The sequence below is a fragment of the Sporolactobacillus inulinus genome, from assembly GCF_006539285.1.
Classification (GTDB): Bacteria; Bacillota; Bacilli; order Bacillales; family Sporolactobacillaceae; genus Sporolactobacillus; species Sporolactobacillus inulinus.
Window position 1 is genome coordinate 14,025 of sequence record NZ_BJMS01000036.1, and the last position, 21,711, is coordinate 35,735.

At 46.6% G+C, this 21,711-nt stretch carries 26 protein-coding genes and 1 riboswitch; of the genes, 20 read left to right on the top strand and 6 right to left on the bottom strand.

The window, feature by feature from the left end; all coding sequences use genetic code 11:
• Window positions 1-262 precede the first annotated feature (262 nt).
• The 4 genes from SIN01_RS06795 to SIN01_RS06810 all read left to right on the top strand — a co-directional run bounded on the left by SIN01_RS06795 (window position 263) and on the right by SIN01_RS06810 (window position 3,267).
• A complete protein-coding gene (locus tag SIN01_RS06795) occupies window positions 263-646 on the top strand; it encodes a GntR family transcriptional regulator (protein ID WP_010026122.1) in 384 nt (127 codons plus the stop codon).
• Window positions 643-1,512 carry an ABC transporter ATP-binding protein gene (locus SIN01_RS06800; RefSeq protein ID WP_010026123.1) on the top strand — a complete coding sequence of 290 codons (870 nt, stop codon included), beginning with the start codon at window positions 643-645 and terminating at the stop codon, window positions 1,510-1,512. The genes SIN01_RS06795 and SIN01_RS06800 overlap by 4 nt, the downstream gene beginning before the upstream one ends.
• On the top strand, window positions 1,502-2,140 hold the full coding sequence (locus SIN01_RS06805) for an ABC-2 transporter permease (RefSeq protein WP_010026124.1): 639 nt from the start codon (window positions 1,502-1,504) through the stop codon (window positions 2,138-2,140). Before SIN01_RS06800 ends, SIN01_RS06805 begins: the two co-directional genes overlap by 11 nt.
• A gap of 92 nt (window positions 2,141-2,232) precedes the next feature.
• On the top strand, window positions 2,233-3,267 hold the full coding sequence (locus tag SIN01_RS06810; protein WP_010026125.1) for a dipeptidase: 1,035 nt from the start codon (window positions 2,233-2,235) through the stop codon (window positions 3,265-3,267).
• On the opposite strand, the gene SIN01_RS06815 is transcribed toward SIN01_RS06810, so the two are convergent.
• Window positions 3,264-3,908 carry a copper homeostasis protein CutC gene (locus tag SIN01_RS06815; protein ID WP_010026126.1) on the bottom strand — a complete coding sequence of 215 codons (645 nt, stop codon included), beginning with the start codon at window positions 3,906-3,908 and terminating at the stop codon, window positions 3,264-3,266. The genes SIN01_RS06810 and SIN01_RS06815 overlap by 4 nt on opposite strands.
• Window positions 3,909-3,989: 81 nt before the next feature.
• On the opposite strand from SIN01_RS06815, the gene SIN01_RS06820 reads away from it, so the two are divergent.
• The 10 genes from SIN01_RS06820 to SIN01_RS06865 all read left to right on the top strand — a co-directional run bounded on the left by SIN01_RS06820 (window position 3,990) and on the right by SIN01_RS06865 (window position 11,305).
• On the top strand, window positions 3,990-4,457 hold the full coding sequence (locus tag SIN01_RS06820; RefSeq protein ID WP_047035126.1) for a GNAT family N-acetyltransferase: 468 nt from the start codon (window positions 3,990-3,992) through the stop codon (window positions 4,455-4,457).
• Between the two features lie 50 nt (window positions 4,458-4,507).
• On the top strand, window positions 4,508-5,020 hold the full coding sequence (locus tag SIN01_RS06825) for a GNAT family N-acetyltransferase (RefSeq protein ID WP_010023831.1): 513 nt from the start codon (window positions 4,508-4,510) through the stop codon (window positions 5,018-5,020).
• A 13-nt stretch (window positions 5,021-5,033) separates the two neighbouring features.
• A complete protein-coding gene (locus tag SIN01_RS06830) occupies window positions 5,034-5,519 on the top strand; it encodes a GNAT family N-acetyltransferase (protein WP_010023830.1) in 486 nt (161 codons plus the stop codon).
• 219 nt (window positions 5,520-5,738) lie between these two features.
• On the top strand, window positions 5,739-5,918 hold the full coding sequence (locus SIN01_RS06835; RefSeq protein WP_010024014.1) for a hypothetical protein: 180 nt from the start codon (window positions 5,739-5,741) through the stop codon (window positions 5,916-5,918).
• Window positions 5,919-6,113: 195 nt separating this feature from the next.
• Complete coding sequence (locus SIN01_RS06840; RefSeq protein WP_010024013.1) at window positions 6,114-6,539, top strand: hypothetical protein; 426 nt, start codon at window positions 6,114-6,116, stop codon at window positions 6,537-6,539.
• Between the two features lie 33 nt (window positions 6,540-6,572).
• Window positions 6,573-6,675: riboswitch (purine riboswitch) on the top strand.
• Window positions 6,676-6,821: 146 nt separating this feature from the next.
• Complete coding sequence (locus SIN01_RS06845; protein ID WP_010024012.1) at window positions 6,822-7,385, top strand: phosphoribosyltransferase family protein; 564 nt, start codon at window positions 6,822-6,824, stop codon at window positions 7,383-7,385.
• 15 nt (window positions 7,386-7,400) lie between these two features.
• On the top strand, window positions 7,401-9,071 hold the full coding sequence (locus SIN01_RS06850; RefSeq protein ID WP_010024011.1) for an ABC transporter ATP-binding protein: 1,671 nt from the start codon (window positions 7,401-7,403) through the stop codon (window positions 9,069-9,071).
• Window positions 9,064-9,879 (top strand): energy-coupling factor transporter transmembrane component T family protein, encoded by an 816-nt coding sequence (locus tag SIN01_RS06855; protein WP_010024009.1) that lies wholly within the window; start codon window positions 9,064-9,066, stop codon window positions 9,877-9,879. The genes SIN01_RS06850 and SIN01_RS06855 overlap by 8 nt, the downstream gene beginning before the upstream one ends.
• 74 nt (window positions 9,880-9,953) lie before the next feature.
• Window positions 9,954-10,733 (top strand): creatininase family protein, encoded by a 780-nt coding sequence (locus SIN01_RS06860; protein ID WP_010024007.1) that lies wholly within the window; start codon window positions 9,954-9,956, stop codon window positions 10,731-10,733.
• 14 nt (window positions 10,734-10,747) lie between these two features.
• Window positions 10,748-11,305, top strand: coding sequence for a hypothetical protein (locus SIN01_RS06865; protein WP_010024005.1), 558 nt, complete (start codon window positions 10,748-10,750; stop codon window positions 11,303-11,305).
• Between the two features lie 903 nt (window positions 11,306-12,208).
• On the opposite strand, the gene SIN01_RS15390 is transcribed toward SIN01_RS06865, so the two are convergent.
• Window positions 12,209-12,322 (bottom strand): putative holin-like toxin, encoded by a 114-nt coding sequence (locus tag SIN01_RS15390; RefSeq protein WP_237760156.1) that lies wholly within the window; start codon window positions 12,320-12,322, stop codon window positions 12,209-12,211.
• A gap of 154 nt (window positions 12,323-12,476) precedes the next feature.
• Here SIN01_RS15390 and SIN01_RS06870 point away from each other — a divergent pair, with 154 nt between their 5' ends.
• The 5 genes from SIN01_RS06870 (at window position 12,477) to SIN01_RS06885 (ending at window position 16,310) form a co-directional block, all read left to right on the top strand.
• On the top strand, window positions 12,477-13,511 hold the full coding sequence (locus SIN01_RS06870) for a threonine aldolase family protein (protein WP_010023611.1): 1,035 nt from the start codon (window positions 12,477-12,479) through the stop codon (window positions 13,509-13,511).
• 218 nt (window positions 13,512-13,729) lie between these two features.
• On the top strand, window positions 13,730-14,251 hold the full coding sequence (locus SIN01_RS06875; protein ID WP_010023613.1) for a GNAT family N-acetyltransferase: 522 nt from the start codon (window positions 13,730-13,732) through the stop codon (window positions 14,249-14,251).
• A 21-nt stretch (window positions 14,252-14,272) separates the two neighbouring features.
• Window positions 14,273-14,443, top strand: coding sequence for a hypothetical protein (locus SIN01_RS15020; protein ID WP_156994726.1), 171 nt, complete (start codon window positions 14,273-14,275; stop codon window positions 14,441-14,443).
• Between the two features lie 167 nt (window positions 14,444-14,610).
• Window positions 14,611-15,054 carry a GNAT family N-acetyltransferase gene (locus SIN01_RS06880; protein ID WP_010023614.1) on the top strand — a complete coding sequence of 148 codons (444 nt, stop codon included), beginning with the start codon at window positions 14,611-14,613 and terminating at the stop codon, window positions 15,052-15,054.
• A 56-nt stretch (window positions 15,055-15,110) separates the two neighbouring features.
• Window positions 15,111-16,310 (top strand): MFS transporter, encoded by a 1,200-nt coding sequence (locus SIN01_RS06885; RefSeq protein ID WP_047034760.1) that lies wholly within the window; start codon window positions 15,111-15,113, stop codon window positions 16,308-16,310.
• A gap of 157 nt (window positions 16,311-16,467) precedes the next feature.
• Here SIN01_RS06885 and SIN01_RS06890 read toward each other — a convergent pair whose 3' ends face one another.
• From SIN01_RS06890 to SIN01_RS06905, 4 genes are read right to left on the bottom strand one after another with little or no spacing between them, the layout of a single operon-like run.
• Window positions 16,468-17,448 carry a polyprenyl synthetase family protein gene (locus SIN01_RS06890; protein WP_010025479.1) on the bottom strand — a complete coding sequence of 327 codons (981 nt, stop codon included), beginning with the start codon at window positions 17,446-17,448 and terminating at the stop codon, window positions 16,468-16,470.
• A gap of 5 nt (window positions 17,449-17,453) precedes the next feature.
• Window positions 17,454-18,002: a Gx transporter family protein gene (locus tag SIN01_RS06895; RefSeq protein WP_010025480.1), complete on the bottom strand. Its 549-nt coding sequence runs from the start codon at window positions 18,000-18,002 to the stop codon at window positions 17,454-17,456.
• A gap of 24 nt (window positions 18,003-18,026) precedes the next feature.
• The gene (locus SIN01_RS06900) at window positions 18,027-18,446 is read right to left on the bottom strand and encodes a NusG domain II-containing protein (RefSeq protein ID WP_010025481.1); all 420 of its coding nucleotides are present in this window, start codon (window positions 18,444-18,446) and stop codon (window positions 18,027-18,029) included.
• Window positions 18,447-18,468: 22 nt separating this feature from the next.
• Complete coding sequence (locus SIN01_RS06905; protein WP_047034761.1) at window positions 18,469-20,409, bottom strand: FAD-dependent oxidoreductase; 1,941 nt, start codon at window positions 20,407-20,409, stop codon at window positions 18,469-18,471.
• Window positions 20,410-20,659: 250 nt separating this feature from the next.
• Here SIN01_RS06905 and pplA point away from each other — a divergent pair, with 250 nt between their 5' ends.
• Window positions 20,660-21,565 (top strand): extracellular electron transfer flavoprotein PplA, encoded by a 906-nt coding sequence (gene pplA / locus SIN01_RS06910; RefSeq protein WP_010025484.1) that lies wholly within the window; start codon window positions 20,660-20,662, stop codon window positions 21,563-21,565.
• The last annotated feature ends 146 nt before the right edge of the window (window positions 21,566-21,711 follow it).

The following is a 21,711-nucleotide window of genomic DNA, read 5'->3' on the forward strand; positions in this document are numbered from 1 at the left end:
ACACGCGCTACGGATGCGTGAACAACAATACCTTGCACTTGATGCTCAGACGGCAATATTGCTCTTGATAGCAGTCAGCTCAAAGCAAACCTAAGAAGCAAGCATGCGGCGCAGCCACTGGAAATGATCTACTGTATGGCTCCAAAAAAACCTCTTGATGATGCAGTTCATCAGGAGGTTATTTTTTGATGGGTGTATTGTACACATTGTGTATATTGTATATAATCAATTTATACAGATGAGCACATAAAGAGGTTGCAGAATGAAAATTATTATTCAAAATCGATCAAATCAACCGTTGTATCAACAGATTAAGGATCAAATCAAGCAAGCGATTATGACGAACGCATTGGAAGAGGGCGAGCGTCTGCCGACAATACGCGCGTTGGCCAATGATCTGCATGTCAGCGTTTTAACCACAAAGAAGGCATACGCGGAACTTGAAGCGGAAGGATTCATCACCACGCGGGTCGGTAAAGGCTCGTATGTTGCGCCGGAAAACCTAGAGCTGCTGATTGAATCCAAGCGGAAAATGGTAGAAGAAAAGCTGCTCGCTGCCTGCCGGATGGCGCGTCAACTGGGGATCGAAAAGAGCGCATTGCATGAGATGCTGGATCTCTTATTTGAAGAGGAGGATGAACAATGACCCAAGCGGTGTTAGAAGTAAATCAATTGACTAAACGATTTCAGCGTTTTTGTCTCGATCATGTGAATTTTTCATTAGAAGAAGGTTGTATCACCGGATTTATCGGGACAAACGGTTCTGGGAAAACAACGACCATTAAATCGATTCTCGGTCTCGTGGTTAAGGATTCCGGGCGGATTCGTTTGTTTGGCGAAGACCTGAATAAAAATGAACGCAAACTGAAGGACCGGATCGGGTTTGTTATGGATGAAGGCTATTTTTATGAGAATCTGACCCTCAAAGCGATGAAAAACGTACTCGCCGCGGCGTATTCACAGTGGGACGAGGTGGTTTTTCTCAGCTACATCAAACGCTTTAAGTTGGATTTAAAACAGAAAATTGCCAGCTTATCCAAAGGTATGCGGATGAAGTACGCGGTGGCGCTTGCGCTCTCGCATCATGCTGATCTCTTGATTATGGATGAACCGACAAGCGGGCTTGATCCGCTGGTGCGTAGCGAGTTGATGGATATTCTGCTTGAGTTCATGCAGGAAGAAGGAAAAAGTGTCTTTTTTTCGACCCACATCACGTCCGATCTGGAGAAAATTGCTGATATGCTCATCCTGATTGATCATGGGCAAATAACCTTTGAAGAAGAAAAAGATGAGCTACTTGAAACGCATGTGCGTGTCAAAGGAGACAACGCTTGGATCAATGAAGAGACACGTGGACTTTTTTTGAGTGTGCGCCAGTCGCCATACGGTTTTGAAGCGGTAACGAATCAAAGGGACAACGTGCGTGCGGTCATGCCTGAAGCAGTGATTGAGCGCGCGTCCATTGAAGACATCATGCTGGCGTATATTGGAGGTGAACACGATGCTGATTAATCTTGTATTGAAGGACTTTATCTTGATCAAAAAAGATCTTCTTTTCTTTATGGTGTTTGCCATTATTGCTCCGGTCTACCTTGCTTCGCAGATGATGGACAGCTCAATCAGCTTTTTCATCGTTTCACTGTTCATTGCCTATCTTTCATATAGTCACGTGATGACCGATGAGTATAAATATAAAGGGACCTCACTGCTGTGCGCGACCCCGTATATGCGGCAATCGGTTGTTCTGGCAAAATACCTCGATGTCTTTTTCATTTTTATGTTGTGCGCGTTGATTCAGATGATGACTGCGACGGTGGTTCCAATGTACATGGAACGACTGTCGGTGAGTGGTTTCAGTGTAAGTCTGCTCTTTTTCAGTCTCTTTTTTGCTATTCTGATTCCGGTTCAATACAAGTTTGGCTATGAAAAAACGCGTCGAATCTTTCTCGTCATTATTTTCTGTACGCCATTTGCCCTTGGCTACTTGATGAAAGGGTTGCGCACGCATCCGATTCACTTCTCGTATGCGCTGCCTTTTCCAGCAATGATTCAGCATTGGATTCCGGCGCTAGTCGGTGTGCTGATTACCTTGCTTTCAATCATGCTTTCCTTGCGTATTTTTGCGCGCAAGGATCTGTAATCTGCTCCGTTTCTGCTCGTGATATAATGAAGAAAATGAATGCATCCTCAGCTGTTGGGGATGCATTTTGTGATACATAGGGGGAATTGGCTGTGGAGGAATCGATTCAGGCACATGCACAGCGGCTGCATGAACACTATATCGTGCTTGACGCGCATTTTGATCTGTTGATGGAAGTGGATTTGCGGCGCAAGCTGGGCTACCGTAAAGTGATTGAGACGGATTTTCTGCCGGATCTACGCGCGGGCGGGGTTAGCGCACTGGTTTGCTCGTTGTTCATTGAAAGTGAGTACCTGCCGGAAATGGGTTTGAAAATGGCACTTGATCAGATCAGCGCGCTTTATTCGGAAATTGAGGAGTCTCCGGATAAACTTCAGCTCTGCACGACTTATGATGCGGTTTTGGATGCGCACGCGCATAATAAGCTGGCAATCTTACTTTCTCTTGAAGGCGTGGACCCACTCACCAATGATCTTGGACTCTTGCAGATATTCTATCAGCTTGGGGTGCGCTTTGTCGGACTGACCTGGAGCAGGCGCAACTTTGCCGCTGATGGCAGTCATTTTAAAGCGGTTGATGAAGGACGGCAAGGCGGACTGACGGAGTTTGGGGTGAAATTGGTCGAAGAGGCGGCACGGCTTAAGATGATCATTGATGTCAGTCATTTGAACGATGCTGGTTTGGCCGACGTTCTGGAGCGCAGCCGCTGCCCGATTATTGCCTCACACTCCAACGCACGCGCGCTCGCCTCATCAATGCGCAACCTAACAGACGATCAGATTCGCGAGCTGGCCGCAAGAGGCGCTGTGATCGGAATGAACGGGTTCAATGCGTTTGTCTCCGACCGTTATGAAGACGGTGATGTGGCGCACTTAATCGATCATTTGGATTATATGGTTAACTTGGTTGGCATCGACCATGTCGGTGTTGGTCTCGATATTTGCACCTTCCTGACCGAACTGCCGCTTAAACCGGCGGGACATACGCGCGAATCCTTTGATGTGATTCCGAGTCATAAGCATCTGCCGCTGTTTACCGAGGAACTGATCCGGCGCGGCTACTCTGATGAGGCAATCGGATTAATCCTCGGCGGGAATTTTCTCAAGCTCTATCAGCAGCTGCTTTAAGGAAGCGGAACAATTTTCGTACCATGGACCTCTTGAACCGACAACTGTTGAGCAACGAACGCAGCGTTCACGGTCGTGATGCCGCCGCCAGGCAGAATGATCAGTCGGCCGGCGGCATGGTGAATCAGTTTGCGTAAATGATTCAAGTGATGCGTGATCGGCTGATCCATTGGTCCGCCATGGGTCAGGATTCTTTTAACACCGCGCGCCGCTAACCAGTCAATGGCAACAAATTGATCCTCGTGGGAGAGTTGATCAAATGCCATATGAAAGGTGATTTCTAAATCGAAAGCTGCATCGATTAAGTCAGCAGTTGCACCAACATCGAGCTGATTTTGATCGGTCAGGCATCCAAAAACGACGCCATCGGCACCGAAGCGGCTTGCCTGATCGATGTCTGCACGCATGATGCAGCGCTCATTTCGGGAAAAGACAAAATTACCGCCGCGAGGACGAATCATGACCATTACCGGGATGTTGCGGGCATGGCAGAAGCGGACCGTATGCGCCATAACGCCGGAGCTGACCGTGGTACCGCCGACTGCGAGGTTGTCGCACAGCTCAATCCGGTCTGCACCGCGTTCAATTGCTTTCGGAACATGGGTGAAATTTTCTGAACAGAATTCTTTGATTAAAGTCATTGAATACGCCTCTTTTCTTCATAGAGTTAGCGTACCATGAAAATGAATTTGATACGATTTTGCAAAGGCAGATGTTTTCTAATGAAGAATCGAATTGAACGAATGACACAGGAACAAGCTGAAGAAATCGCCTTTCATTGGCATTATGAAGGCGAGTATTCTTTTTACGATATGGAAGCAGATGAAGAGGATCTGCAGGAACTACTTAGCGCTGAAGCTCGCGGCGATGCTTATTACAGCGTCATCCAAGGGCAGGAACTGGTTGGCTTTTTTTGCTTTTTTCCTGTTTCAAACCAAACCATTGAAATCGGTTTAGGTATGAAGCCGGAACTAACCGGTAAGGGGAAGGGACAGCAATTCGTTGAGGCAGGCATTCAATATATTATCTCAAAAAGCAGACCCGATCATCTGACGCTGTCTGTTGCGACCTTCAATCAGCGAGCGATAAAAGTATATAAAAAAGCAGGATTTGTCGAGGAAGGCAGTTTTCTTCAGGAGACAAATGGCGGACGCTATCTTTTTATAAAAATGAACTACCAATGCTATTAACGCAGTACGAGTCCGATTTATTTGATGATTGACAAGGAGGCGGTGAGTATATGATCAAATTTATAAAAGCAACGGTTAAGCATGCAGATGACCTTGGTCTTGTCCATGCTTCTTCATGGAAAGCGGCCTATCAAGGCATTGTTCCGCAATCGTACTTGGATCAGCTGACCGCTCAATCACGCGCTGCTTTTTTCAAAAAGGCGGTACCGATGAGTAAGCATGCCTTTTACATCGCTTATTCAGATGGGAAGCCGGTGGGCATGATTTCATTCGGCAAGGCACGTGATCAAGAGTTAGCAGACGATGTCGGGGAAATAAGCGCGCTCTATTACCGATCCAATGTGTGGGGCAAAGGCTATGGGCGGCAACTGATGGATCTTGCCGTCCGCCAATTAAAGGAACAAAATTATAAAACAGTCAGCCTGTGGGTGTTCGAACAGAATGCACACGCCAGAAGATTCTACGAAAAATACGGATTTGTCTTTGATGGAAAAAAGGAAGAATTAGAGATTGGCGGTAAGAAACTGACGGAAATGCGGTATCACTACCAAATACCGGATTGAGGAGCTTGGGTACATGAAATGGACCATAGAACGTATTCAACCGGGGGATCGTGAGAAAATTATTCAGCTTGTGATTAATAACTGGGGCAGTGAAGTGATGGTTGTTCATGACGAATGCTTTCATTTGGCAGAGCAGCCGGGATTTCTTGCAAAGGGTGGTCAGCAAATTCTCGGACTGCTGACCTATCGGATTGATCAAAATACTGATGCCGAACTGCTGTCACTGGATAGTTTTCAAGAAAATGTAGGGATCGGGAGTGCGCTTGTAAAAAGATTTTTGCGGATTGAAGGTCCCAAGCGCTTTTATTTGACCACAACCAATGACAATGTCCGCGCGCTACAGTTCTACCAAAAAAGAGGCTTCACTCTTTGCACACTTCGTAGAAATGCTGTGCAGCACGCGCGACAATTGAAGCCGGAAATCCCGCTAGTGGCTGAAAATGGAATTCCCATTGAGCATGAGTTGGAACTGGAATGGTTTAAGGAGGATGATGGATGATGGTTGAATTTCTTGGCCATTTGGTTTCGATACTTGCGGATCTCTTTTGGTTCAATGAAAAAAAGAAAAAAACAACGCATCATAACAAACCATAAGTAATGGGCAGCGCTTCACGCGAAAGTGGAAAACAATTGACAAACTTTCAACGTGTGCGAGTCAGAGCGCGTCCTTATAATAGACTTTAACAATAGAATAGAAGATCATCGGAGGGATTCAATCATGGAAAGCTATGATGCCGTGTTAGCCTTTTTTGAAAAAGCTGATGCACCGGCAAATGCGGGTAAAGTCGCTGAAGCAACTGGAATCGACAAAAAAGAAGTCAACAAAGTCATGACTAAATTGAAAAAAGAAGAGAAGATTGTCTCACCGAAGCGCTGCTACTGGGAGATCAAGAAATGAGACAGGAGAGGAGGGAACGGTATTGGCGTCCCCTCCTTTTAATTTTTTCGACCCTCTATGCTTTGAAGAACTTAGGAGCCCGCAGTCTGGATGCACGGAAAAGCTTTTATCAGCTGCGTCTCAATCTTTTTTTGCGTATAAGATCCGCAGCGGTTTGCCATGCTAAGCGATGATTACTTAGTCTGGAGTGATAGCATGGAAACGGTTTCTGAATTGCTGCAGCGCTTGGAGTACTTGCAGCATTTTAACAGAGAGGAACGCATCTGGATGGGAACAATGGTTTCGTTTATGCGCAGACATCTGCCGAATTGGCAGGAAACGACCTTTTGCTGCATGCCGGCGTATCGAAACGGTCATCACTACATTGCTTTCTACGCCTCAAGAGGTTCCTTTGCCTTTTACATCAATGACAGCGGGGAATGGCTGCATCTCAAGGAACAGCTGTCGCATGCGGCATTCGGCAAGCGATCGGTTCGTGTTCCGCTTGAGAATACGGCAGTTATACCCGTCTTTTTTGATGCATGTCGCAGCGTCTCAAGACGTGTAAACCGAATAAAGAAGAGGGCTCAGTCGACTAATTTTTTGAAAAATGATTCGGTTGCCAAAAAATTATTACGGTGATATAATTTTATTAATGTTAGATCGAAATAAAGTCGAAGAGACCTATTAAGAAACCGTATAAGTCTGCAAATAGGGTGCGGACGTTTCTACGCGGCAACCGTAAATTGCCTGCACTATGGTGTTCTGATCATTCCGAGCGAGTCGAATGTAGTTTGCGTTGCCCGCACAAGTAAGTTTGGCTCGGCTCATCGGAACTCGCCATAGGCAGAGGACACCTGTTCCCTGCCTTTTTTGTTCTATGAAACCGTGAAACTTTTTGAAAGGGATACAGGTGAAGGATTAATGGATGAATATTTACTCAAAGTTGCCGGCGTCGAGCGGAAATTACCGATTGTTCGGATTGCGGACAATATTAAGATCGCAAGTTTCGTTATCCTAGGGGATACAGAACTCGTTGAGGCTGCTGCTCAAGAATTGAAAGAACGGATACCGGATGCGGATTATTTTATCACTGCCGAAGCAAAAGGAATTCCGCTTGTCTATGAACTATCACGACTCTGCGGTAAGAAACGTTATTTTGTTGCAAGAAAGAGCATTAAACCGTATATGAGTGATCCATTTGCGACGGAGGTCTATTCAATTACCACGCAGAGAAAGCAGCTGCTCTGTATTGAAAAAGAAGAAAGTGATCTTATTAAAGGAAAACGAATTCTGATTGTGGACGATGTAATCAGTACCGGGGAATCCTCGCGGGCACTGGAAGCACTGGTTACCCGTGCCGGGGGTAAGGTTGTCGGTAAAGCGGCGATCCTTGCAGAAGGAAAAGACGCGGTAAATCGTGACGACATTATCTATCTCGGAGAATTGCCGCTCTTTCCCATTGAGTCATCGGATGCCATTCAATAAAGCGGGGAGATCACTATGAGCTTCAAAATTGAAAAGATAAGCTATCAATACAGTGCAGAGGCACCGCTTATCTTAAAAAATATTAATATGGAGATCCGTCCAGCCGAAGTAACGGCGATTGTCGGGCCGAGCGGAAGCGGTAAATCAACGCTGGTCAGTATTTTGAGCGGAGTCATCCCGGAGCTGATGAACAAAGGACTGCTAACGGGAACATTTCATCATAAGGATGACGTGATGATCTCGGTAGTTAGTCAGACCCCTGAGAATCAGTTGTTCGGCTACGGCGTTGAGGATGCGCTCGCGTTCGGCGTAGAGAACCTAGGCCTTAGCAGCGAGAAAATTAGTGAACGGGTTGAATCGGTACTCAATTTACTACATATTCAGCATTTGCGCAAGCGCGCCGTATCGACACTGTCCGGCGGGCAGCGGCAGGCGGTATGTATTGCATCGGTGCTTGCGATGAAGCCGGATCTTGTGATTATGGACGAGCCGGTCAGCTCGCTTGATCCAAAAGGAAAGCACTTAATTCAGTCGGTAGTGAACCAGCTTCGCGCTGCGGGACAGACCACGGTCATCGTAGACAACAATCTGGATTGGTTTTCAGATATTGTTGATCATGTCGTCGGTATTGACCATGGGGAAGTCGTGTTTGACGGAAACCGCGATGAATTTTTTGCAGATGCGCCGCTTGCTCAGCGCCTTGGCGTCATCGTTCCACAAACGGTTGACATTTATCACGAACTTGCGAAAAAGGCGGACGATTTAAAGCCGTTCACAACGGTTGACGAAGCTTACGCAGCGCTTAAAGATCGATTTGTGTCGGCAACGTCGCAACAAGCGGCGGATACTCAAAGTCCTTCGGAACACGTGCTCGAGGTGAACGACCTCAGCAAGAGCTTTGCAGATGGTTTTCAAGCACTAAAAAAGATCAATGCCGGGTTTGAAAAAGGCAAGATCATCTCAATTCTTGGTCAGAATGGATCGGGAAAAACAACCCTGGTCAAGCATTTGAACGGTTTGCACCGGCCTACTGCGGGATCGGTCACTTATCTTGGCAAGAAAACGACAAATAAGTCGGTTGCTGAAATTAGTCGTGATGTGATCCTCGTTTTTCAGCATCCGGAGCACATGCTTTTTGAAGAGAATGTCTACCGTGAACTGACCTTTTGCGCGCGTGCCCAAGGGATCCCGTTCGCAGAAAAAGATGCTATGGAAGTGCTTGAAAACTATGATCTGTTAAAAGACAAAGAGGAGCTTCCGGTGAATCTGTCGATGGGCAAAAAGCATTTGCTGACGATTCTCTCGGTTCTCTTTTCAAGCGCCGAAGTAGTCATCTTGGATGAACCGACACTGGGTATGGATCTGCATTTACGTCGCCATTTGGAGGCAATTATCCACAAACTGAAGGAGCAGGGCAAGACCGTGATCCTCATCAGTCATGAGATTCCGCTGGTCTTTAAGCTCTCCGATCAGCTGCTCGTTCTGGATCATGCAGAGAAGCTTGCGGCTGGCAGCGTGCAGCAGCTTGCTGAAAATGAAGCTTTGTTCGAGAAAATCCAAATCGACCTTCCTCCGGTGGTTCGATTGTCGAAGAAACTGGGACTGTCTCCGCTTGCCTGCGACGTCGCAAGTTTCGCGGCTCAAATTGATGAACTTCAGAAAATCGGGGGTGCAGAACGTGGGTGACTTTCTGCAGTATGTTGAATTGAATTCGTTCCTGCACCGGCTTGATCCGCGCAGCAAATTTGTCTTTTTTATCATCATGTCGGTTTTAACTTCTTTTGTGAAGAGCGGAGCGGCACTCTTATTTCTTTTTCTTGTTTTCATCGCCATCTGGCTGATTGGAGGAATCGGCAGTTATATACTGGTGCTGGCAAACAAAGTCAAGGTACTGCTCCTATTTATTTTCCTGCTCTGGCTGGTGCTTGGGCTGTTTACAGTGAATGAAGGACCGGCCATCTTCCGATCAGGGTTCTCATTGTTCGGTCATGCGTATGTGTTCAGTTTGGAATGGTTTGATTTCTATAAAGGAGCGGTGTACGCACTGCGGATTTTCCTAATGATCTCCGCGTTCTATACCGTGATACTGACGACGAATTTCAGCCAAATCATTCTTGGACTCCAATCATGGCGGGTGCCGTACGCGGTTGCTTTTGGTGTCGGGCTTGTATTCCAGATCATTCCGATGATTGTTCAGGAATTTGCGACCATTATGGAAGCGCAGAAGTCGCGCGGACTGGAAGTCGATAAATGCAGCGCATTTGCTAAATTAAAAAATTATGTCATTGTGTCGCTGCCGCTCCTATTCCGCGTGTTGAGCAAAGGGCATGCGATCTCGCTGGCCATGCATTATTATAAACTCAATTTTAAAGTAAAGCGGACTTCCTACCAAACCATTAGTGCCGGCCGATCCGATTTTTGGTTTGCTGCCACAACGATCGCAGCTACCGTAATGACGATTGTTTTACAAATTCGATTCTATATTCAAATCTAGGGAATTGATTAAATTCCCTGTTTGTAACCGCTGATTTTTGAACATTTTAAATAATGGTACAGGAGGAATTCCTAATGATTTCAAAATGGGAGAATTTAACGCGTGATGAACTTGCAGCCATTGATAAAGATTCGGCGATTGTTTTTCTGCCGACTGCGGCGACCGAGCAGCATGGACCGCATTTGCCAGTGGGCACCGATGCCATTATTTTATCTCAGTTAATCGATCATTTTATCGCAACACAAAGCTTCGATGAAGGCGCGCTGATCTTTGCTCCGCTGCTGAATGTCGGCAAGAGCAATGAGCATATGGGCTTTGCTGGTACGATAACCTACGGCACGCAGACCTACTACTCCGTGCTGCATGACATTGCTGGAGCGATTGCAGCAAGCGGGTTTAAGAAGCTGGTGCTGTTTAACAGCCATGGCGGCAATACCGACATGCTCAACATGATCAGCCGCGATCTGCGCATTGATTTCACTATGGATGTGTTCGTGTTCGACTGGTGGTTTACCTCATTTTGGGACAAGGGGCTTGAAGGTTTGAAAGAATCCGGTACATACGGCGTCTTCCATGCATGCGAGCTGGAGACATCGCTCATGCTGCACGCGGCTCCTGAAACAGTTCATATGGAACTTGCGGTGGATGAGGATCCGGTTGAGGCGCTGCGCGACAACGATTTTGTGACCTTATTCGGACCGTACAATGCCGGCTGGAAAACAAAAGATGTGACAAAAAGCGGCGTGATCGGTGCACCGACCTACGCTACTGCTGAAAAAGGCAAAAAGCTGTTTGACTATGCCGTTAAAGAGCTTAAAGATATCATATCTGCTTTTGCAAAAACAAATTATTGAGGAGGCGTTTTCCCGTGAAGAAATTTACCTTTGTCAACATCATCTTTTTCGTTATTTTTGGTGTATTTACCGGCGTGCTTTGGGCGTACGGCAGCCCGATTCCGCTGATCCCGGGTGCCGTTCATTTCAGAACTTTTGCGTTTATTATCCCTGCTATTGGTTTCTTATTCGGCCCGGTTTCCGGATTCTTTGCCGGCTACATCGGCACATTGGTTTGGTCACTGCTCGGCGGTTACTTCATTGCGCCTCATACCTTGATCGCGGACGGGCTTACGGTCGCTCTCAGTGCGGCGCTTCCAGCCTACATTATGACTCGGAAAAAGCCGCTTGAAAAACTTCTTGAAAATAAAGCGGCCTTCATTTGGCAATCGCTGTTCTGGTCGCTCCTGTTCGGCTGCTTGATGATCCTTGCAACCAGTTTTTCGCTCTCCTTCTTCACGGGGCTCGGCTACTGGTACTGTGTCGTATGGATCGGGATCGCAGATGTTGTGCCGATCGCACTCACACCGTTTGTGGTTGTACTGCTCGCGCCAAGACTCAAACGGATTCAGACGATCATTCCGCGTATCTGACGATCATCAGTTCAGAGCCATCTCATACCAGGTGTGGGATGGTTTTTTTATTGTCTTGGAAATAAATAGGGCGACTGAGCAAAGTCGTGGCCTATAGTGGGTGTAACCCCCATCGAATAAGAGCGCCACCCATCCATAACGAGTCTTGGAAGGCTGAAGGAAACTTCAGTCTTTAAGCGTAGACAGTGAGCCAGTGGGTCGTTAGCCATGCGGTTGATGGGATTGAGACTCGAAAACCTAGAAAATTTTGGAATGCTGATGGCGTTGTAATTCCAGAAAGCAACATACCAGTCATTGTTAGGGCAAGAGGATTGGTGATTTCCCTGGGTCGATCCATCGGTTACACTAAATGTGTTGGCCGATACCATTATCGAGTGCTTATCTTACGACAAATTACAATAAAGAATGGGATTCCACGCAAGGTGAGTATGTTCTGAAATTCGATGGACATTGGACACGAAAAAAATAATTTCTAGTTTCTTTAATCCAAAACTCAAGGAACGTTTACTTTATGAAATCAAATAGCCAAAAAAAAGAAAAAGCGGCACTAAATATTGAGGCCCCCCGGTACGTCTCTGACTATGTACTGGATCAGAAAAATGGTGGTTTTCACATTTATCTTGATTTTCACAGGGGTTCGACGTTCACTTGCCCTCATTGCGGGCAGCCACATGTCATGATATTCCTTTCATAATCCGTCGACATTCATTGAGGCGTAATTTCTCTCCAAGATTGATTCCCCTCACTGTCTTGTGTATAATTAATTTAGATACTGAATAAAATAATACCGTTGGTGTTCCACCACCAACGGCTTGGCAAACGAACTGCAATGGGCAGAACCTACGCAGAAGGGTAATAACAAAAATAATCCACCTCAGCTCGGTCAAAAGCGTAAGAGGCGGATTATTTTTTATCTTTATTTGACAGTACGACGATAATACTTACAACGACTCCTATTAGTGTGATCAATAAACTAGAAAAAGCTATTACAAGTGTTAGTGCTTCATATACTGTCATATTTATCCGCCCCCCTTCTTTCGGGGATCGGCATAGTAATCCGCTCTTTGCTTTATTCGCGCCATTTCTATTGTATCATGTAAGTAACAAAATTTGGATCATTTGCCATAATGGGTAGATTTGAAAAATCAGACAGCTGAGGTGAAAAGTCGCAATGTACAGTTTTAAAAATGATTATAGTGAGGGCGCGCACCCGCAAATTCTCAATACGCTTGTTGATACCAATCTCGTTCAGGAAGAAGGCTACGGTGAGGACCGTTATTCACTGGAAGCGGCCGAGCTGCTTAAGAAGAAAATGGCTTGTTCCGATGTTGCCGTTCACTTTCTGACCGGCGGTACGCAAACAAATATGACCGCAATCGCGGCATTTTTGCGGCCGCATGAAGCGGCGATCGCCGCGCATACGGGTCATATCAACGTTCATGAAACCGGTGCAATCGAAGCGACCGGGCATAAAGTGTTGGCGGTCTCATCTGGAAAAGATGGAAAACTAACCGTTGCAGGCATTCAGGCAATGCTCGATGCGCACCCGGATGAACACATGGTCAAACCAAAGCTAGTATACATATCTGATACGACGGAGAACGGCGCTGTCTATACAAAAAGCGAACTCGAAGCGCTGAGTTCCTTTTGCAAAAGTCATCAGCTTTACCTCTATTTAGACGGTGCGCGACTCGGATCAGCGCTGACCTCGCCGGTCAATGACCTGGAATTGAGTGATCTGCCCAAATTGGTCGATGCTTTCTATATCGGCGGGACAAAGAACGGGGCATTGCTTGGGGAAGCACTGGTGATTTGTAACGACGCGCTTAAAGAAGATTTCCGTTATTTAATGAAGCAAAAGGGTGCGATGCTTGCCAAAGGACGACTGACCGGGATCCAATTTCTCGTTTTGTTCCGTGACGATTTGTATTCGGATCTTGCTGCGCATGCGAACGCAATGGCGTTCAAACTCAGTCAAGCTATTCAGGATGCGGGCTATGCGTTCCTGACGCCGCCGGTCTCCAACCAGATTTTTCCGATCTTGCCTCATGACGTGATCGAGCAGCTGCGCAGACAGTTTTATTTTTATGACTGGGAGCAGATTGACGCGGATCATTCAGCGGTCCGACTGGTCACTTCATGGGCAACCAAGGAAGAAGCCGTTGACGCATTTATTGAAACCTTAAAAGCAAAAGCAGTGAATTGAATGAAAGAGCTGCAAAGAATCCCTGATACGCCTTGACCATTAAGTAAAGAGATTTCGACTAGTTGGCCAATTAAATAGGTTAATTTTTGCTACCATGGCCTTTGCCGCACTCCTTTTCCGGCAACTCACTCAGCATTGGGCCATTGGTGCATGACATTTACTGCGGTTTCGATAAAATAATCGATTAATAACATCATCGCCGAAAAGGGTGACCGATCATGAGTGAAAGCAAACGAACGATTCGCGAAGCGAGAAAATCGGATGCAGCACCAGTTTTGGCTTATCTGAGCCGTATTGCAGGCGAGACCGACTTTTTAACCTATGGTTCGGTTGACGAGCTTCAGTTGACGGTTGAGAAAGAGGAAGCCCTCTTTGAACGTTATGCGAAAAAAGACAACGCTGTGTTTCTTGTTGCCGAATATGACGGCACAATTGTCGGCACTCTGAACTTCGAGGGCGGGAAACGCAGGCGAACAGCACATGTCGGCGAATTCGGCATCAGCGTGCGCAAAGACTATTGGGGAAAAGGGATCGGTCGTGCGCTACTGTCGCACTTGATCCATTGGAGCAAAAAGACCGGAATCATCCGTAAGATCAACTTGATGGCTCGCTCGGACAACATACGCGCGATTAAGCTTTATGAATCGTTCGGTTTTGTTCAGGACGGGTTGATTACGCGTGATTTATTGATCGACGGTGTGTTTTATAGCGCCGTACATATGGGCCTCTTGGTTGATTAATAAGGCGGTGGGGGTGACACTGTGACCGGCCAATTTTTATCAATACCCGGATCAAAGGCTTGGATAGAAGTTAAGCCGCTTCAGGCCGGTTGGTCGCATGACCGCAAATATGTTGTGACTGCCGATGATCAGACGTTTCTGCTGCGTGTCTTTAGCTGGCGAATTCTTCGAACGGAGAAAACGAGAATTTGATGCTTTACAGGCACTACGCACGCTGCCCATTGCAACAACCAAGCCGATTATGGCGCCGGAGAGGTTAATGTGATGAAGCGCGAGATCAAAAAAGCAATGGACGCGTACGATCATTTTCAAAATGTTGTACCGAAATGGTATCAGCGTTAAATGGGGGAGAGGCAGAAATGACAGCAGAAAAGTGGCATGTGAAACGATTCGACGACCTCTCTGGAAAGGAAGTCTATGAACTGCTGCGTGCACGGGAGACGGTTTTTGTTGTTGAGCAGGAATGTCCCTATCATGAAATCGATCACCATGATCTGGAAAGTCTTCATGTGTATACAACCGATGCGTTCGGTGTGGTGACCGCTTATGCACGGATTTTCCAAGAAGGCGGTTTGGTGACCTTCGGACGGGTACTTGTCCGAAAGGATCAGCGTGGAAAGGGGCTTGCGAATCAATTGATTGGCAAAGTCTTGCAAGTGATCGAAGAACATTTTCCCAAGCAGCCGATTGAAATTGAAGCCCAAGAATATGTTCAAGCGTTGTATGCCCGTTTCGGCTTCAAAACAATCTCGGATGTGTTCCTGCTCGATGACATCCCCCATGTACGTATGGAAAAAAGGTGAAGAAATGAAAATTGCGGTCATCACGGATATTCACGGCTAGATTAGGAGGAAAATCAATGAATCTTGCATTAAAAGAAGCGGGGGTGAAGCCAAGACTGGCTGCAAAACGACAATTGTTCAGTCTCAGTGGTGTGCATTTTATCAATGATCTGATGACCACCGGGCTTGTACCTGCGCTCTTACCTTTATATAAACAAGCGTTTGACCTTAATTATACCCAAGCCGGACTTATTCTCTTTGTCTCGATGCTGACGTCATCGGTTGCTCAACCGGTGTTCGGTGTATTGTCCGATAAATATCCGAATGCGTGGTTCATGCCGATGGGCATTTGTCTGTGCGGGTTTGGTTTGACCGCCTCAGGATTTGCCCCGGTCTACTGGCTGCTGCTCCTATGCGTTGCAGTATCCGGGATCGGTTCTGGAATCTTTCATCCGGAAGCGATGCGCGGTGCCTACATGGCGGCGGGAACAGCCAGAGGGACTGCACAGGCAATCATCCAAGTCGGCGGGAACTTTGGCCAGGCGGCCGGTCCGCTGGTACTCCCCTTGTTTTTGATTGCGACAGGGCTGCATGGGCTTGGCTGGTTTGCAATCGCCGCTCTTGCCGGACTTTTACTCGTGTTCTTGGTGATGCCCTGGTACCAGAGAAGTTTGGAGATGAATAAAAAAAGGCAGAAATTGATTCAAGGACGCAACCATGTGACTGGTCTTATCCTGCTCACTCTTGTGGTGATCTTGCGTTCCTGGACACAGATTGGTGTTGCCGGATTCCTGCCGTTTCTTTACTTGCACCAGGGTTTTTCGCTGAAAGACGGCGAACTGCTAACCTTCCTTTTTCTAGCTGCCGGTGCGGTCGGCACCTTTATCGGCGGCCGCGTCTCCGATCAGATTAGCCGAAAATGGCTGCTCTTTATCTCAATGGCGGTCACCATTCCTTTTGCTTGGCTGCTGCCTCATGTACATGGCGTTTTATCGATTATTGTCTTGTTCTTTTTCGGGTTCTTCGTGTTGTCTTCATTTGCGGTTACCGTGGTCTATGGGCAAATGATGTTTCCAAAGAACATTGGATTGGTCTCAGGGCTGATGGTCGGCTTTGGGATTGGCGCCGGAGGAATCGGTGCTACGCTGATCGGCTGGCTTTCCGATCAGTATGGCATCTATACGATTTTTGGCCTGTTCGGTATTCTTCCGATGCTTGCGGCCGTGCTCACCTTGTTCCTTCCGAGTGAACGAAGCTTGACCGCAAAAGAAGCGTAATACAAAACCCCCGCATCGATCTAGATGCGGGGGCTGCGCGTAGAGATTCATTCTCGAATAATGCTTGATCAATCTCAGATAATAGCCTTGGGAGAACAAGCGCTTGGTTTTTTCTAAGAATCAGCGTGCGCTGTTCCTCTTGACGGTTGAATTGATGTCACATCGTCCGATCAAGCAGGTCTTGGGTAAGTTCTTTCAGAATCGCTTTATAGGTTCCATCAGGAAGTACGCGTAATTCTTTTAGTGCTTTTTGCGTATACCGCCGTGCTAAACTTAATGCTTTTTCATAGCCGTGGTGCTTCTCGATGATCTCCAGCACTGCGACCATGTCCGCATCGGTTAATGTATTGCGTTTTTGCAGCAGCAGGCCCAACTTTTGTGGATCTGCTTTGAGCGCATAGATGAGCGGGAGCGTGTAGATCCCTTGGTTCAAGTCGTTCATTGCCGGTTTTCCAAGCAGTTCGCTTTTTCCTTTATAGTCAAGCAAGTCATCAATAATTTGGAAAGCCATACCGAAGTAGTGGCCTAAATACCACGCATGCCGAGCGTTTTTTTCTTTTGCTTGGCTGGACAGCGCCCCGGCGTAACAGCTGATGGCAAACAGCTGCGCGGTTTTTCCGGATATTTGAGCGAGATATCTTTTTACTGAGACAGACGTTTGAAATTCCCCATGCAATTGCGTCAGTTCACCAGCGAGAATCTTATCGGCCTCAAATCCGCGAAATTTGATTTGCGGCGCCGAGTCCGCATAGTGAGACAGCATTGAGAAGGCGAGTGTCAGTAAATAGTCACCGGTATAGATCGCCAGTTTGTTTCCGTAGGCAGTGTTTATCGTCGTTTGTCCGTGGCGTGTATCTGCCTGATCAATCACATCATCATGAACAAGTGTTGCCAGATGCAGACATTCGAGCGCCGCTGCAACTGCTTTGGTACGCTCCGGATCCTGCTCCGGTCCGATTTGCGCGCATAAAAGCGTGTAAGCGGGACGCAGCATCTTGCCGCCTGACTGAATCATGGTTTTGATTTTTTTTTCAATGGCTTCATCCCGTATATGAATCGAAGAAATGATGAGCTGGGACACTTCTGTAAGTTCTCTCTTTAATTCCGGGTATTTATCCCACATTTTGTGTACACCCATCAGAATCACCACCCGTGCACCTTTTCATTGGTTTCTTTTACCTTTTGATAGTATTGCAGTTTTTCTACATGAGTTAATAAGTAGTTTGCCATAACGCCGATGGCAATACCGGCTAGGATGCCGACAAATGAAAGAACCGGTAAATACAAGAGCACCGTCCATGTTTGGGCGATCCAACTGGCAATGATCAGTTGGCCGATATTGTGCAGAATGGCGCCGGTCGCGCTGACACCAATTAGGCTGATGCGATCGGGACCAAGCTTTTTTACGAGCCACATTCCGATAAAACTCAAGACAATTCCAGCAGCGCTGTACATGAATGTGGACAGGGTGCCGCCGAGCAGGGTCGCAAGAATTAAGCGAAGCGAGACGACTTTTATCGTATCCTTTGTCGCGAGCGTGTAAAGAGCCATGCATGTGATGACGTTGGCAAGACCGAGCTTTGCTCCGGGAGCAATTCCAAAAGGAAACGGGATGGCATTTTCAAAAAGACTGATGATCACTGCTTGAGCTGCGAGCAGGGCGATATAAGCATTTCGTTGATTTTTAGTCATCGGGCATCTTCCTTAAGCGGCGCCTCAGGAGCTGACAATGATGTCCTGTGGCGGTTCATTGTCGCTTTGTATTTCAATCACCAAATGATAAGGGAGACAGACAATGGTTTCACCCGGCTGATCAATGAATCCGGTAAGGACACAAACCTGATCCGGACACGTTGCACTTTTCACCCGAATTCTACTTTTTTGTACCTCAACCGTATCTTCATCACCGTCTCCGGAATGGATCACGAACTGATAGGTCCGTTTGTTTTCGGTAAGCTGTATCTTCTTAATTACTTTATTGTCCTGAGTAATCACAGCGACGCGACTTGCCGCAGGGTTTGTTGCAGTTTTCGCTTGAACCGCACTAAATAAAGCGATCGGCAGAAAAGAGATTAGGATCAGGATCGCAACAATGATCAGATCCCAGCGCTTGATCATTCGAAAACAGCTGCGCATTGTCCTTACTCCTTCCTTTCAATTATTGATTCAGGTTCTTTGAATCGGTCGCTTTTACAAGTGCAAAGCCGCCATCTTCCTCAGCGTCATTGTATCTTGCCTGCTCCTTACCGTACCACCATCTGCCGAGTGTCTTTTGAAGGAATGGAACAACCCAATAATCAAGACCGACTGAGCGTCCGGAGCCGTTCATAAGCGCAATGGATGCAGGAAGCGCCCATAATTTATCCCAACCGAGCATCGCGCTTAGCGTGAACACAACGAGAAAACCCGCACTTGCACCGCTGCTGATCCAGGTGAAGAGACCTGCCAGTATGGCAAGACCAATGGCCAGCTCGACAAACACCATCGTGCGTTGCATAAAGATCGCGACATCTGCATTTGGCAGCATCAGTTTCATCAACCACTCAAACCAGAACGGCATTTTGCTGAGGATCGGCGTTGCCCATTGAGTTGCAGCATCGCCAGCACCGGCTCCGGCAGCTTGACTTGCACCGGTTGTGGCGGTTTGCAGCCATTCAAAGGGCATTTTCACCGTTGATCCGGTCAGCCAAGAGTCTTTTCCGAGTCCGCTAAATAACAGATGTACATTTGACCAGTTCGACGTTGCCTTGCTCCATGTACTTTCGCCCCATAATTTTGCAAACGCCTCGGTCAGCCAGAAGCCGCCTACAAAAATGCGCAACGGCAAGGTCCAAAGTACATTCCCATAACGTGTGGACAGATTGCGGAAAATGTTTCGTTTGTCCTTCGTTTGAAAGAATTCATGCATGATGTAGTGGAAGATGTAGTGCGCACTGCGAATACCGAAAAAGTAGTACAAATTTACGATATGCTTCATGAAATTTGCGAAAAAGCCACTGAGATGAATTTTACCTAAATGAGCAACCCCGTACCTGGCACCGATCGAAACCATGACCCCATGGTAATTCCCCTTATAAGCTGTTTTTTCGCCGCCTTTTATGTCTGCACGAATATTTTTCACCGCTGTTCCCGCCGTTTGTTCGGCTGCCTCAACGATTTGCGGCGTCGGTTTGCCAGCCTCTTCAAAATAGGCAAGATCTCCAACGACATACACGTGATCAAGACCTTCAGCTTCCATGTGTTCATTAACGCGTAACCGTCCGGCACGAGCCGTGTTCATTCCGAAACCGCTCGTTTGCTGGTTCGCTTTGACACCGGCTGTCCATATTAAGGTATGGGTCGGAATTTCTTGACCTGATTTTAGAACAATTTGATCCTCCTTAACCGCAACAATCGGTGAGCCGGTCAGGATCGTGACTCCTTTCTTCAGCATGTATTTTTCTGCTTTTCCAGCATCCTTGCGATCAAGCATATTCAGAATAGTCGGCAGCGCTTCCACAAGATACAAACTGATTTCATTCTCATCCAATTTATTGAGTTTCGCTAAACGCTGCTTCCATTCAATCAGCTCGCCGATCATTTCAACGCCTGTAAAGCCGGAACCGCAAATGGCAAAGGAGAGCATCGCCTGCCGCTTTTTCGCATCATGTTCCGTCGCCGCTTGTCGAACCGTCTTTTCAATATGTTCCCGAAGTTTTACGGCATCCTCCCAGGACATTAAGGTGAAGCCGTGTTCACGAACACCTGGAGTACGAAAATCGTTCGGCTCGCCGCCCATGCCCAAAATCAAATAATCATAGGTATACGTGCCGTTTTTGGTTGTAATCGTTTTGGTCGCATGATCCACATGGGTGACTTCATCGGTTACGAGCTTAACCTTAGTGTGCTTAAACAGTTTGCGCAGGTCAAATTTAATGGCCTCAGGTTCAACGCGGTGTGATGCAACTTCATGAAGCTCCGTCATCATCGTATGGTATGAGTGCCGATCAATTAAAGTAATCGTGACGGAAGCATCTTTTTTAAATGTTTTCGCTAATTTTTTTGCTGCATGTACCCCTGCGTATCCAGCTCCGATAATAATGATATTCTTATTCTTCATCATCTCGCACCTTCCTCAACAAAGTGAATGCGTTTCCATTTCCCTCTATAAACCGTGTTAAATGAGTACCAATAGTACCATTTAAAGTCTACACCCGAATAACTTTATGCGTCTATGTAGTTCTGCAAAACAACAAAAATATTATTGAAAACGTTCACAAAAATGCTACAGAAATTCTCAAATGTGGGTGGTATCATTTAAAAGCAAATGAGTGATAGCATTCACAAAGTCAAGCAGGGGGAGATTTGTTATGCGTTTGAAACGATTAATTTTACCGTTCGCTCTATTATTGATGATGATGTTAGTTGCTTGCGGATCAAATGAAAACGCTACCGAATCGAGTGCAAAAAAAGATACTTCCGAGTCAAGCCAGCCGGCTGCAGCAAAGCGAATCGCCGGTGCACCGCTCAAAGATGGTACGTATTCGCTAAAAGAGAAAGATTTTGATACACATGGTTGGAAAGCGTCCTTTTCCATAACTGTAAAAGACGGAACGATTACTAAATCGGACTACAATTATACAAACAAGGACGGCAAGCTCAAATCAGAGGATGCAGGTTATGAAAAGGCAATGAAAGCGAAATCCGGAATAGGACCGAAAGAATATATTCCACAATTAAATAAAGCACTTGTCTCCAGCCAGGATGCGCAGCAGGTTGAAGTCGTTTCTGGGGCTACCGAATCCTCCGATCACTTTATTAACTACGCACAGCAATTGATTCAAGCAGCACAAAAAGGGGATACCACACCGATTGAAATTGATGCTCAGGCGAAATTGAAGGACGGCGTCTATAAGCTGGCTGAAAAGAATCTGACGTCAAATGGCTGGAAAACCTTTATTAATATGACGGTAAAAGATGGAAAAATCACAAAGGTAGACTATGATTTCTTAGACAAAGACGGTCAGTTGAAGTCTAAGAGTACTGAATATGAAAAAGCGATGAAAGCGAAATCCGGGACAGGACCAAAAGAATACATTCCGGCGCTCAGCAAATCCTTAGTCGAAAAGCAAAAAGCGGAAGAGGTTGAGGTGGTTAGCGGTGCAACGCATTCCAGTCATGCGTTCAGTGTCTATAGTGCGCAGCTCATTAATGCAGCACAAAAAGGCGAAACAACCCCAATTGAGGTCGACAACCTTGTTTTTGAGGAAAAATAAAGTTTTTGAAGATGACCATCAAAGACTTTAGGGCGCAGTATGGCTCTAAAGTTTTTTTTACACTGGTAGGAAAGTATGTGGATTTTTGGTCATGCAAAAGACTGTACATCAAAAGCGCAGATTCTAGCCTGTCTGAGGAGGCTCGC

Excerpts from the sequence above, each read along its gene's own strand:
- SIN01_RS06805 (WP_010026124.1), top strand. The coding sequence starts at position 1,502 with ATGCTGATTAATCTTGTATTGAAGGACTTTATCTTGATCAAAAAAGAT.
- SIN01_RS06850 (WP_010024011.1), top strand. The coding sequence starts at position 7,401 with ATGAGCTTCAAAATTGAAAAGATAAGCTATCAATACAGTGCAGAGGCA.
- SIN01_RS06835 (WP_010024014.1), top strand. The coding sequence starts at position 5,739 with ATGGAAAGCTATGATGCCGTGTTAGCCTTTTTTGAAAAAGCTGATGCA.
- SIN01_RS06800 (WP_010026123.1), top strand. The coding sequence starts at position 643 with ATGACCCAAGCGGTGTTAGAAGTAAATCAATTGACTAAACGATTTCAG.
- SIN01_RS06880 (WP_010023614.1), top strand. The coding sequence starts at position 14,611 with ATGACAGCAGAAAAGTGGCATGTGAAACGATTCGACGACCTCTCTGGA.
- SIN01_RS06885 (WP_047034760.1), top strand. The coding sequence starts at position 15,111 with ATGAATCTTGCATTAAAAGAAGCGGGGGTGAAGCCAAGACTGGCTGCA.
- pplA (WP_010025484.1), top strand. The coding sequence starts at position 20,660 with ATGCGTTTGAAACGATTAATTTTACCGTTCGCTCTATTATTGATGATG.
- SIN01_RS06840 (WP_010024013.1), top strand. The coding sequence starts at position 6,114 with ATGGAAACGGTTTCTGAATTGCTGCAGCGCTTGGAGTACTTGCAGCAT.
- SIN01_RS06890 (WP_010025479.1), bottom strand. The coding sequence starts at position 17,448 with ATGGGTGTACACAAAATGTGGGATAAATACCCGGAATTAAAGAGAGAA.
- SIN01_RS06815 (WP_010026126.1), bottom strand. The coding sequence starts at position 3,908 with ATGACTTTAATCAAAGAATTCTGTTCAGAAAATTTCACCCATGTTCCG.
- SIN01_RS06905 (WP_047034761.1), bottom strand. The coding sequence starts at position 20,409 with ATGAAGAATAAGAATATCATTATTATCGGAGCTGGATACGCAGGGGTA.
- SIN01_RS06845 (WP_010024012.1), top strand. The coding sequence starts at position 6,822 with ATGGATGAATATTTACTCAAAGTTGCCGGCGTCGAGCGGAAATTACCG.
- SIN01_RS06870 (WP_010023611.1), top strand. The coding sequence starts at position 12,477 with ATGTACAGTTTTAAAAATGATTATAGTGAGGGCGCGCACCCGCAAATT.
- SIN01_RS06860 (WP_010024007.1), top strand. The coding sequence starts at position 9,954 with ATGATTTCAAAATGGGAGAATTTAACGCGTGATGAACTTGCAGCCATT.
- SIN01_RS06820 (WP_047035126.1), top strand. The coding sequence starts at position 3,990 with ATGAAGAATCGAATTGAACGAATGACACAGGAACAAGCTGAAGAAATC.
- SIN01_RS06825 (WP_010023831.1), top strand. The coding sequence starts at position 4,508 with ATGATCAAATTTATAAAAGCAACGGTTAAGCATGCAGATGACCTTGGT.
- SIN01_RS06900 (WP_010025481.1), bottom strand. The coding sequence starts at position 18,446 with ATGCGCAGCTGTTTTCGAATGATCAAGCGCTGGGATCTGATCATTGTT.
- SIN01_RS06895 (WP_010025480.1), bottom strand. The coding sequence starts at position 18,002 with ATGACTAAAAATCAACGAAATGCTTATATCGCCCTGCTCGCAGCTCAA.
- SIN01_RS06875 (WP_010023613.1), top strand. The coding sequence starts at position 13,730 with ATGAGTGAAAGCAAACGAACGATTCGCGAAGCGAGAAAATCGGATGCA.
- SIN01_RS15390 (WP_237760156.1), bottom strand. The coding sequence starts at position 12,322 with ATGACAGTATATGAAGCACTAACACTTGTAATAGCTTTTTCTAGTTTA.
- SIN01_RS06795 (WP_010026122.1), top strand. The coding sequence starts at position 263 with ATGAAAATTATTATTCAAAATCGATCAAATCAACCGTTGTATCAACAG.
- SIN01_RS06830 (WP_010023830.1), top strand. The coding sequence starts at position 5,034 with ATGAAATGGACCATAGAACGTATTCAACCGGGGGATCGTGAGAAAATT.